We start from the raw sequence: 10658 nt of genomic DNA, 5'->3' as shown, positions 1-10658 counted from the left end.
CCGAACGGGGCGAGGGGGTTGAAGCGGCCGCCGTTGATGTCGACCTGCCCGGTGTCCATACGGCGGGCACGAGCAGACCAGGTTCCGGTCGCCGAAGGCGCCGTCGATCCGGCGCACCGGCGGCCAGTACTTCTCGGCGGCCGTGACCCCGGCCGGGAAGACGGCCTCGTCACGGGTGTACGGGTGGTTCCACTCGCCGCCCAGCGCCGCCGCGGTGTGCGGGGAGTTGGCCAGCGGGTTGTCGTCCGCCGGCCACTCGCCGCCGGCGACCCGGTCGATCTCGCCGCGGATGGCGATCATCGCGTCGCAGAAACGGTCGATCTCCGCGAGGTCCTCGGACTCCGTCGGCTCGATCATCAGCGTCCCGGCGACCGGGAAGGACATGGTCGGCGCGTGGAAGCCGTAGTCGATCAGGCGCTTGGCGATGTCGTCCACGCTGACGCCCGTGGACTTCGACAGCGGGCGGAGGTCGATGATGCACTCGTGCGCGACCAGGTTGCCCGGGCCGGTGTAGAGCACCGGGTAGTGCGGCTCCAGGCGCTTGGCGATGTAGTTGGCACCGAGCACCGCCACCTGGGTGGCGCGCTTGAGGCCCTCGCCGCCCATGAGGCGCACGTACGACCAGGAGATCGGCAGGATGCCCGCCGAGCCCCACGGGGCGGCCGAGATCGGGCCGACGCCCGTCTCCGGGCCGGCGGTCGGCTGGAGCGGGTGGTTGGGCAGGTACGGGGCCAGGTGGGCCCGGACACCGACCGGGCCCACGCCGGGGCCGCCTCCGCCGTGCGGGATGCAGAAGGTCTTGTGCAGGTTCAGGTGCGAGACGTCGCCGCCGAAGTGACCCGGCTTCGCGAGGCCCACCAGGGCGTTCAGGTTGGCGCCGTCGACATAGACCTGGCCGCCGGCGTCGTGCACCTGGGCGCAGATGTCGGCGACGTGCTCCTCGAAGACGCCGTGCGTGGACGGGTAGGTGATCATGAGCACGGCGAGCTCGTCGCGGTACTGCTCGATCTTGGCGCGCAGGTCCCCGGCGTCCACCTCGCCGTCGTCGGCGGTCTTGACGACGACGACCTTCATGCCGGCCATCACGGCGCTGGCGGCGTTGGTGCCGTGCGCGGAGGACGGGATGAGGCAGACGGTGCGCTGCTCGTCGCCGTTGGCCCGGTGGTAGGCGCGGACGGCGAGCAGACCGGCGAGCTCGCCCTGGGAGCCGGCGTTGGGCTGGATGGAGACCTTGTCGTAGCCGGTCACCTCGCAGAGACGTTCCTCCAGCTCGGTGATGAGCGTGAGGTACCCCTGCGCCTGGTCCACCGGCGCGAACGGGTGCAGCTGGCCGAACTCGGGCCAGGTCACCGGCTCCATCTCGGTGGTCGCGTTGAGCTTCATGGTGCAGGAGCCCAGCGGGATCATGCCGCGGTCCAGCGCGTAGTCCTTGTCCGACAGCTTGCGCAGGTAGCGCAGCATCGCGGTCTCGGAACGGTGCTGGTGGAAGACCGGGTGGGTCAGGTAGTCGTCCGAGCGCAGGAGCGCCTCGGGCAGGGCGTCGGCGGTGGCCTCGTCCAGTGCCTCGATGTCCGCGGAGACGCCGAAGGCGGCCCAGACGGCGTCGATGTCGGCGCGCAGGGTGGTCTCGTCGCAGGCGGCGGAGACGTGGTCGGCGTCGACGCGGAACAGGTTGACCCCGTTCTCGCGGGCGGCGGCGGCGACCTCGGCCGCGCGGCCCGGCACCCGGGCGGTGACCGTGTCGAAGTAGGCGCCGTGCACGACCTCGACCCCGCCGGCCGTCAGGCCCGCGGCGAGCAGGGCGGCGTAGCGGTGGGTGCGGCGGGCGATCGTCCGCAGGCCGTCCGGGCCGTGGTAGACGGCGTACATCGCGGCCATGACGGCCAGCAGGACCTGCGCGGTGCAGATGTTGCTGGTGGCCTTCTCGCGGCGGATGTGCTGCTCGCGGGTCTGCAGGGCCAGGCGGTACGCCTTGTTGCCGTCCGCGTCCACCGAGACGCCGACGAGACGGCCGGGGAGGGAGCGGGCGTGCTTGGCCTGGACGGCCATGTAGCCGGCGTGCGGGCCGCCGAAGCCCATCGGGACACCGAAGCGCTGCGTGGTGCCGACGGCGATGTCCGCGCCCAGTTCGCCCGGGGAGGTCAGCAGGGTCAGCGCGAGCAGGTCGGCCGAGACCGTGACGATCGCGCCGAGGGCGTGGGCCTCGTCGATGAGCGGCTTGATGTCGCGGACGGCGCCGGAGGCGCCCGGGTACTGGAGGAGCACGCCGAAGACGCCGCGCTCGGCGATCTCGGCCGGGATGCCCTGCGAGAGGTCCGCGACGACGACCTCCACGCCCGTGGGCTCGGCGCGGGTCTCGATCACGGCGACGGTCTGCGGCAGTGCGTCGGCGTCGATCAGGAAGACGCCGTCCTTGACCTTGCCCACGCGGCGGGCCAGCGACATGGCCTCCGCGGCGGCCGTGCCCTCGTCGAGCAGCGAGGCGCCGGAGGTGGGCAGCCCGGTCAGGTCGGCGACGACGGTCTGGAAGTTGAGGAGCGCCTCCAGGCGGCCCTGCGAGATCTCCGGCTGGTACGGCGTGTACGCCGTGTACCAGGCCGGGTTCTCCATGACGTTGCGGAGGATCACCGGCGGCGTGAAGGTGCCGTAGTAACCGAGACCGATCATCGAGGAGAGGACCTGGTTGCGGTCGGCGAGGGACCGCAGCTCGGCCAGCACCTCGGCCTCGGTACGGGCCTCGGGCAGGTCGAGGGCCTCGGCGGTCTTGATCACATCCGGGACCGCGGCGGCGGTGAGCTCGTCCAGGGAGCCGTAGCCCACCTGGGCGAGCATCTTCGCCTGCGCCTCGGCATCCGGGCCGATGTGGCGCTGCTCGAAGGGAATGCCTCGCTCCAGCTGGGAGAGCGGAATGCGGTTGGCGGTCATGTACGGAGGCCTCCTGGTCGTATGACCTGCGAGGGGCACCACGGCGCGGGCACCCGGACGGCCTCCCCCTCTGTCATCTCAACCTGAGAGTTTCACCGGACCGCACAGGGCTGCCCCGGCCGATGCCGGGTAAGCGCCACTGAACAGGTCCGGCTTTCACCGTCGGTGAGGAGAGGCACCGGCACACGCTCCCGACACCGCCCCTGCTTTCCAGAGTGGCCTCGTCCGTGCGGTACGTATGCCTGAGAGATTCCGGGGAGGATTTGCTCCTTCGGCGCCTCCGTCACGTTCTTCGGAGGACTCTCCCGCACAGGGTCGACAGCCACCACCCAGCCTACCAGCGAGGTTCCGGGCGCTCCCCGAGTGGCCTGGTTGCACAATATGCACTTCTGTTGTCATTACGCAGGAGTTGCGACCATATGGAGGGACCGTGCAGACCGACATCGATCCGCGCAGCCTGATCGGCCGCAAGGCGTTCGACCGCAATGGCACCAAGATCGGAACAATTGACGAGGTCTACCTCGACGATGCCACCGGCGTCCCGGAGTGGGCAGCCGTCCGGACGGGCCTGTTCAGCCGGGACGCCTTCGTCCCGCTGGAGCCGAGCGAGCTGGTGGGCGAGGCCCTGCGGGTGCCCTTCGACCGCTCCTTGATCAAGGACGCCCCCGACTTCGGCGTCGGCCGCCACCTCTCCCCGGAGCAGGAGCTGCAGCTCTACCACCACTACGGGCTGGACGTGACCCTGCCCTCCGCGTTCCACCAGTCCCCCGCGGCCTCCCCCGCCGACCGCGACTTCGGCCGCCTCGCCGGCGACGAGGGCGCCGCGAACGGAGCCTGACCGCCACCGGGCCGATCCGCGTCCCGGGTCAGGCCGGACCCGCGTCCCCCACCAGCGGCAGCGGATCGGACGGCTCCAGCGCGGGGTCGTCCACCCGGAAGGTCCGCACCCGGCCGGGCGCCGATCCGGGCTGCTCGAACCGCACCGTCACCCGCCCCACCCCGCTGCCCTGCACCCATCCGGGCCCGTGCTCCGCATGCCGTACGTCGGTGCCCGCGAGCCACCTGCGCTCCGCGGCCGGCTCCGGCGCCCCCTCCCCGGCGGGCGGCGCGGTGACCGTGACCGCCTCCTGAGCCCCACCGCCACCGGCCCCCTCGGAGGGCCCCGCCTCCGCCCCGCCGGGATCCGGCACGTCCGGCGCATCCGGCACGGCGGCGGACGCCTGGGCGAACAGGTCCTCCTGCGTGTAGTCCGCCAGCCCCGTCACCCCCACCCCCAGCAGCCGCACGCCGCCCGTGGTGTCCACTCCCTCCAGCAGCCGCGCCGCGGCCTCCCGCACCACGGCGGGATCGTCCGTGGGCCCGCGCAGCGTCTCGGAGCGCGTGAGCGTGGAGAAGTCGTACCGGCGCACCTTGAGCACGATGGTGCGCCCGGAGTGCCCGGACTCCCGCAACCGCCGTACGCACCGGTCCGCGAGCCGCTGCACCTCGGTACGGATGCGCACGCGGTCGTGCAGGTCCACGTCGAAGGTGTCCTCGACCGACACCGACTTCGTGTCCCGTTCCGCGACCACCGGCCGGTCGTCCAGCCCCAGCGCCATGCGGTACAGACCGACGCCGTGCGAGCGCCCGACCATCCGCACCAGCTCGTCCTCGCCCGCCTCCACCAGCTCCCCCACCGTGGTGATCCCGGCCCGGCGCAAGTGCTCCCCGGTGGCCGGCCCGACGCCGGGCAGGGTGCGCACGGTCATCGGCGCGAGCAGCTCCCGCTCCGTCCCCGGCTGGATCAGCAGCAGGCCGTCCGGCTTGGCCTCCTCGGAGGCCACCTTGGCCAGCATCTTCGACCCCGCCAGGCCGACCGATGCGCTGAGCCCGGTGGCCGCCCGGATGTCCGCCCGCAGCCGCTCCCCCGTCGCCCGGGCGCCGGCCGAGTCGAAGGCCCTCCCGCCGGCCTCCAGGTCCACGAAGGCCTCGTCCAGGCTGAGCGGCTCCACCAGCGGCGACAGCACCCGCAACCGGGCCATCACGAGGTCGCTGACCGCCCGGTACAGGCTGAAGCGCGGAACCAGGTAGGCCCCGTTCGGGCAGAGCCGGCGGGCCTGCGCCGTCGGCATCGCCGAGTGCACACCGAACCGCCGGGCCTCGTACGAGGCGGTGGCCACGACCCCGCGCGGCCCCAGACCTCCGACGATGACGGCCTTGCCGCGCAGGCTCGGCTTCGACGCCTGCTCGACGGAGGCGTAGAAGGCGTCCATGTCCAGGTGCAGGATGGTCGGCGCGGCTCTCACAGCCCCGATGCTCCCCTACGGCACTGACAGTGGTGATCGGCGTCGGCCCGCCCGGGGCCACGGGCGCGCCCCTCGGCCCGCCCGCTCGCCGCGGCCGGTCCGGGCGGTGGTCAGACCGCCCGGTTGCGGCGGGCCGCCAGTTCGTCCGTCGGGTTGTGGCCGACCACGGTCGCCCCGGTGTCCACCCGCTCCCCGTGCAGCTGCGACAGGGCCTTCTCCACATCGCGCCAGACCACCCCGACGGCGATCCCGAAGACGCCCTGCCCGCCCTGGAGCAGGCTCACGACCTGGTCGGGCGACGTGCACTCGTACACGGTGGCGCCGTCGCTCATCAGGGTCATCCGGTCAAGGTCGGCGAATCCGCGGTCGCGCAGGTGCTGCACGGTCGTGCGGATGTTCTGCAGCGCCACCCCGGTGTCCAGGAAACGCTTGACGATCTTGAGGACGACGACGTCGCGGAAGCTGTACAGCCGCTGCGTCCCCGATCCGTACGCGGCGCGCACGCTGGGCTCCACCAGCCCGGTCCGCGCCCAGTAGTCCAGCTGCCGGTACGTGATGCCGGCCGCGGCGCACGCGGTCGGACCGCGGTAGCCGACCTGCTCGGGCGCCGGGTCGCCGTCCACCGGTCCGACCGGCGTCGACTCCGGCTGACGGCGCGCGGAGCCCACCGCCCCGCCGTGCAGCGGGAACGGTCCACCGTCACTCCGTGCCGGGGTGCCCCCGGTCGTACCGTCGCCCGTGATCCTCACGCCGACCCTCCGTCCTTGACCTGCCCACCTCGAAGGTAGGCAGTCACCCGGGGTGCGTCAACGATCGCCACACTCGGCACGCCGAGTGATAATCACCCTGAGAGTGGTTTCCCGTATCCCTTGACGGGGAAAGGCTACTCGAATGGGGTGACAGATCCCCGTGGACAGCGCGGTGGGCGCGTCACTGCGGCCCGGTGCCGAAGTCCTCGGGAGAGATCTGGTCGAGGAACTCGCGGAATTTCTCCACCTCGTCCTCCTGCTCGTCCGGAATGGCGATTCCGGCGTCGTCGAGCACGCCGTCACTGCCGTAGATCGGCGTCCCCGTGCGCAGGGCCAGCGCTATGGCGTCGGAGGGCCGCGCGCTCACCTCGACCCCGCTGGCGAAGACGAGCTCCGCATAGAAGACACCCTCCCGCAGATCCGTGATCCGTACCTCGGAGAGCTCCTCGCCGACCGCCTCCAGCACGTCCTTGAACAGGTCGTGCGTCAGCGGTCGCGCCGGAGCCATGCCCTGCTGCGCGAAGGCGATGGCGGTAGCCTCCCCTGGACCGATCCAGATGGGGAGGTACCGATCGCCTCCCACTTCACGCAGGAGCACGATCGGTTGGTTGGAGGGCATTTCCACCCGGACACCCACAACGTCGAGCTCATTCACACAGCAACCCTAGGACCTGCCCGGCCGGTTTGGGTAGTCGGGGCTCCACTGCGACCAGCGCGGTCAATGCGATCGCACCGCGAGAGCCGTCTGCACCAAGGCCTCGTGCAGCCGCACGGACAGTCCCGAGAGCTCCCTGGTGGTCGCCTCCGCGTGCGCCCGGGTCTGCGGGTTGCGGTGGCGCCGCAGCGGTGCCACGACCTGCTCGATCAGCCCCGCCTCACGGTCCGCCGCGGCCTTCATCGCACGCAGGTGCCGCGGCTCCAGCCCGAACCGCCCCAGATCGGCCACCAGCCGGGCCACCGTGACGGCCTCGGCGTCGAAACCGCCCCCGGGCAGCTCGGCGAGCAGCCCGTACGACTCCCACTCGACCAGCTGGACCTCGTCCACGCCCGCCGCGGCGATCAACTCGGCCCGGCCGACCCGCGCCACCGTGGGCCGCTCGCGGCCGACCTCGCCGTAGACGGCCTCGGGGCCGTCCGGGTCCCCCGCGCCGCCGGCGTCCCGGTGCGCCGAGGGCGCCGGGATACGGATCTGCTCGCCGCGGGCCAGCGCGTCGAGCTGCTCCCGGATCACCCTCAGGGGCAGGTAGTGGTCGCGCTGCAACCGCAGGATGCGGGCGAGCCGGTCCACGTCGTCGGTACTGAACTTGCGGTACCCGGACGGTGTGCGTCGGGGCTCGACGAGCCCTTCGGCCTCCAGGAAGCGAATCTTGGAGATGGTGACGTCGGGGAACTCGTCACGCAGCGTGGTGAGCACCGTTCCGATGCTCACCAGCCGCCCGCCCGGACCGCTGGTCCCGGCGGCGCCGCTCTTCGGGGCACCGCCGGTGGGGATACGCAGCATGGGACCTTCCTTGGGGATACCCCCGGACGGAGCCCGGAGGACGGTCAGACGCCCCGCAGGCTCGCGTAGAAGACCACCCGGTACTTGCCGATCTGCACCTCGTCGCCGTTGTTCAGGGCGACGGAGTCGATCGGCTCCCGGTTCACGTACGTGCCGTTCAGACTGCCCACGTCACTGACGGTGAACCCACCGTCCTGGCTCCTGCGGAATTCGACATGGCGCCGGGAGACGGTGACGTCGTCCAGGAAGATGTCGCTCTGCGGATGCCGGCCCGCCGTGGTCAGTTCGCCGTCCAGCAGGAAGCGGCTGCCCGAGTTGGGGCCGCGCCGCACGATGAGCAGGGCGGAACCGGGCGGTAGCGCTTCCACCGCGGCCTGGGCCTCGGGGGACAGCGAGGACGACACGTGCTGCTGTCCGGACACCTCGGCCTCGTAGGCCTCCAGGCCCGAGATCGAGATGGTGGACGTGGTCTCCGAGGCGCGCTCCGGCGTCAGACCCGCCCGCAGCGGCGCCCCGCAGTTGGAGCAGAACCGGCTCGCCGCACCGCTGCGGTGTCCGCACCTGCTGCAAACCTGCTCGGCCGACATGGACGGCTCCTCGCGCCGCGGCTGCCCCGCGGAAGCACTGGTGGCATACGGGTCGGGATCAAACCCTCCACCCGCACGTGAGGTTGATGCTTCACCGAAACCTATGCGTCCGGTACCGGCAGGGTCAACAGCCGACGCGCCGTGAGCGCCCGAATTGTCGCCTGCCCCGGACACCTCGTCACGGAAGAGCGGACGGTCGCCCTGCCCCTCCGCGTCACCGTGCCCGGCGCGATGGCGCGCCGGACCGCTCTCCTCGCGGTTCTTCTTGCCGAACAGCTTCTCAAACAACTTCACGGGCGATTCCCCTTGACCGAAACAGACCCGCCCGTGGGGCAGGACGAACTCCGAATGCACAACCTGCCGACCCGGACATACTCACAACGTCCGTAACCACCAGACAGTTTCCACCACGCACCGCGACTTCGGTGCGCCGACCCCCCGCAGGCCTCCGCCCGCGTGAACCGGCCCGCTCCTCACTCCGCTTCACGACGATGACGACCGAGCGTAGTCAGGCTGCTTCGCTGCCCGCAAGGCATCCACAACGATCTTCGCCGACCGTGTGACGGCGACAGCGGCCTGCTCCTTCTCCAGGGTCTGCACGACGCCTCCGGGAATGTTGAGCGCCGGCTCCAGATCCTGGGGCTTGCCGATGACCTTGAACTCGTAGGGCTGTGTGATCTTCTTACCGTCGATCCCGACCCCGCCGTCCTCGTCCGAGAAGTACGAGCCCGCCACCACGCGCACGCCGTTGATCTGGATCGCCTCGGCCCCGGCCGCTCTCAGCTCCTGGAGCGTGTCCAGCAGCTGGTCCGACTGCACCTGGCCCGTGGGGTCGCTGATCCTGAGCGTGATGCCCGGCCCCTCAGCTGCCACCGTACCCGCCAGGATGCCGAGTTGGCGCTCCTTCTCCACCGTCTGCTTGCGGGCCTCCTCGGCCTGGTTGGAGCTGCTCTCCAGCTCCCTGCGCTGGTCCTCCAGCCGCTGCTTCTCGTCCTCCAGGCGCTGGGTACGCCCGTCCAGCTCGTCGAGGATCCGTACGAGGTCCTCCTGGCGGGCCCCGCGCAGCGCGCTGGAGTCGCTGGTGGACCGCACCTGGATCGCCAACCCCAGACCGAGGACGAACAGCAGCAGCGCGACGATCAGTTGCGCCCGGCTGGCCCTCGGCGGCCACAGCCCGGCGGCGAGGCGCCGGCGGCCCGTCTCCTCGGGCTCCTGCGGCTGCGCGGGCCGTACCGGCCGTGCCGGCGGCTCACCGTGCTGCGGGCTTCCCGCAGGCGGCACACCCGCGCCGCCGGGCTCCTCGGGCGGGTTCTCGTTCGTACTCATCGGCCTCACGCCCGGAACACGTGCCGACGGATGGCCGCGGCATTGGAGAAGATCCGGATGCCGAGGACCACGACCACGCCCGTGGACAGCTGCGAGCCGACGCCCAACTTGTCGCCGAGGAAGACGATCAGCGCGGCCACCACCACGTTCGACAGGAACGACACGACGAAGACCTTGTCGTCGAAGATGCCGTCGAGCATCGCGCGCAACCCTCCGAACACCGCGTCCAGCGCCGCCACCACGGCGATCGGCAGATAAGGCTCCACCACGGCCGGCACCTCGGGCCGGACCAGAAGTCCGGCCACCACTCCGGCCACGAGGCCCAGTACCGCGATCACGATGCACCCTTCTGCTGCTCTGCTGCTGTAGCCGTACGTACGGTCAGGCTCGACGCGGCCGGAAGGCGCACCTCGTCCATCGCGGACAGGGTGGAGCGGATCCCGTAGTTCTCCTGCAGCACGTGCAGGTACTGGCCGTCGGCCGAGTCCTGGAACGCCGGGCCGAGCCGCTTCCTGTCCCCCACCGCCAGCACTTCGTACGGCGGCACGAGCGGCCTGTTGTCGACCAGTATCGCGTCACCCGCCGCCCGGATCGCCGACAGCGCCGTCAGCCGCTGCCCGTTGATGGACACGGCCTCGGCGCCGGACTGCCACAGCCCGTTGACGATCTTCTGCATATCGCGGTCGCGGAGCCGCCCGGTGTCCGAGAAGCCGGCGCTCTCACGCGGGCCGCCGCCTGCCGAGGAGGCGCCCTTCGCGTCGTCCACCACCAGCTTGACCCCGGGGCCCGTCACCTCCGTGGCACCGGACAGCAGTGCCACGAGTTCGCCCTGCCCGCCGCCGGGGTGCTTGAGCGCCGCCCGCTGCCGCTCGACGACGTCCGTCCGGAGCCCTTCGATACTCCGCTCCAGACCGTCCGCCCGCTCGTCCGCCCGGTCCACCCGGTCGATCAGCTCCTCGCGCTCCTTGGCCAGTACCGGCGCGGCCAGCCGCGCCTCGGCGGCGCCCAGCGTCACGACCATGGCCGCGAGCACGAGGCCGGCGGCGAGCGCCAGCTTGGCCTTGAGGGTGCGCGGCAGCCCTACCGTGCCCTGCGCCTCGCGCCGGGCCGCGGCCTCCGCGTACCCCTCGTCGAGGCTGTGGTCCATCGCGTCCGTCAGCAGCGACATGGAAGCGTCCGGACGCGCGGGCGGCGGCGTCGAACTCCGGTTGGGGGGCGGCTGCGACATGCCGCTCATCGTCGCATGTCGGCCCCGTACTCACCGAATGCGCCCGCTCACCGGGAC

Annotated in this window: 10 protein-coding genes and 1 riboswitch; of the genes, 1 reads left to right on the top strand and 9 read right to left on the bottom strand. The window is 71.7% G+C overall.

Going from position 1 to position 10658, the window contains the following annotated elements; genetic code table 11:
* A partial coding sequence (gcvP, locus tag ACFWUQ_RS29835; protein WP_384544224.1) for an aminomethyl-transferring glycine dehydrogenase occupies window positions 1-2925 on the bottom strand: 2925 nt, incomplete at its 3' end.
* 220 nt (window positions 2926-3145) lie between these two features.
* A riboswitch (glycine riboswitch) is annotated at window positions 3146-3243 on the bottom strand.
* A 112-nt stretch (window positions 3244-3355) separates the two neighbouring features.
* On the opposite strand from gcvP, the gene ACFWUQ_RS29830 reads away from it, so the two are divergent.
* Window positions 3356-3763, top strand: coding sequence for a PRC-barrel domain-containing protein (locus ACFWUQ_RS29830; RefSeq protein WP_384544222.1), 408 nt, complete (start codon window positions 3356-3358; stop codon window positions 3761-3763).
* 28 nt (window positions 3764-3791) lie between these two features.
* Here the strand turns inward: ACFWUQ_RS29830 and ACFWUQ_RS29825 are convergent, their stop codons facing one another.
* From ACFWUQ_RS29825 to ACFWUQ_RS29790, 8 genes are all read right to left on the bottom strand, one after another.
* A complete protein-coding gene (locus ACFWUQ_RS29825) occupies window positions 3792-5210 on the bottom strand; it encodes a DNA polymerase IV (RefSeq protein WP_384544220.1) in 1419 nt (472 codons plus the stop codon).
* A gap of 110 nt (window positions 5211-5320) precedes the next feature.
* The gene (locus tag ACFWUQ_RS29820; RefSeq protein WP_384544218.1) at window positions 5321-5959 is read right to left on the bottom strand and encodes a MerR family transcriptional regulator; all 639 of its coding nucleotides are present in this window, start codon (window positions 5957-5959) and stop codon (window positions 5321-5323) included.
* Between the two features lie 181 nt (window positions 5960-6140).
* Window positions 6141-6614: a bifunctional nuclease family protein gene (locus ACFWUQ_RS29815; protein WP_350916703.1), complete on the bottom strand. Its 474-nt coding sequence runs from the start codon at window positions 6612-6614 to the stop codon at window positions 6141-6143.
* Window positions 6615-6677: 63 nt separating this feature from the next.
* Window positions 6678-7460: a MerR family transcriptional regulator gene (locus ACFWUQ_RS29810; RefSeq protein ID WP_384544216.1), complete on the bottom strand. Its 783-nt coding sequence runs from the start codon at window positions 7458-7460 to the stop codon at window positions 6678-6680.
* Window positions 7461-7504: 44 nt separating this feature from the next.
* Window positions 7505-8047 carry an FHA domain-containing protein gene (locus tag ACFWUQ_RS29805; RefSeq protein ID WP_384544214.1) on the bottom strand — a complete coding sequence of 181 codons (543 nt, stop codon included), beginning with the start codon at window positions 8045-8047 and terminating at the stop codon, window positions 7505-7507.
* A gap of 483 nt (window positions 8048-8530) precedes the next feature.
* Entirely contained in the window at window positions 8531-9373 is an 843-nt protein-coding gene (locus tag ACFWUQ_RS29800; RefSeq protein ID WP_384544212.1) for a DUF881 domain-containing protein, read from the bottom strand.
* A gap of 5 nt (window positions 9374-9378) precedes the next feature.
* Window positions 9379-9711 carry a small basic family protein gene (locus ACFWUQ_RS29795; RefSeq protein WP_384544210.1) on the bottom strand — a complete coding sequence of 111 codons (333 nt, stop codon included), beginning with the start codon at window positions 9709-9711 and terminating at the stop codon, window positions 9379-9381.
* Window positions 9708-10610 (bottom strand): DUF881 domain-containing protein, encoded by a 903-nt coding sequence (locus ACFWUQ_RS29790; RefSeq protein WP_384544208.1) that lies wholly within the window; start codon window positions 10608-10610, stop codon window positions 9708-9710. Before ACFWUQ_RS29790 ends, ACFWUQ_RS29795 begins: the two co-directional genes overlap by 4 nt.
* Window positions 10611-10658: the final 48 nt, after the last annotated feature.

It is taken from the genome of Streptomyces sp. NPDC058662 (assembly GCF_042716255.1).
Classification (GTDB): Bacteria; Actinomycetota; Actinomycetes; order Streptomycetales; family Streptomycetaceae; genus Streptomyces.
Note: the sequence above shows the minus strand (reverse complement) of the source record. Positions and strands in the feature narration are given on the sequence as shown.

Bases quoted from the DNA above. Each gene is read 5' to 3' on its own strand.
- ACFWUQ_RS29810 (WP_384544216.1), bottom strand. From the start codon at position 7,460: ATGCTGCGTATCCCCACCGGCGGTGCCCCGAAGAGCGGCGCCGCCGGG.
- ACFWUQ_RS29805 (WP_384544214.1), bottom strand. From the start codon at position 8,047: ATGTCGGCCGAGCAGGTTTGCAGCAGGTGCGGACACCGCAGCGGTGCG.
- ACFWUQ_RS29800 (WP_384544212.1), bottom strand. From the start codon at position 9,373: ATGAGTACGAACGAGAACCCGCCCGAGGAGCCCGGCGGCGCGGGTGTG.
- ACFWUQ_RS29790 (WP_384544208.1), bottom strand. From the start codon at position 10,610: ATGAGCGGCATGTCGCAGCCGCCCCCCAACCGGAGTTCGACGCCGCCG.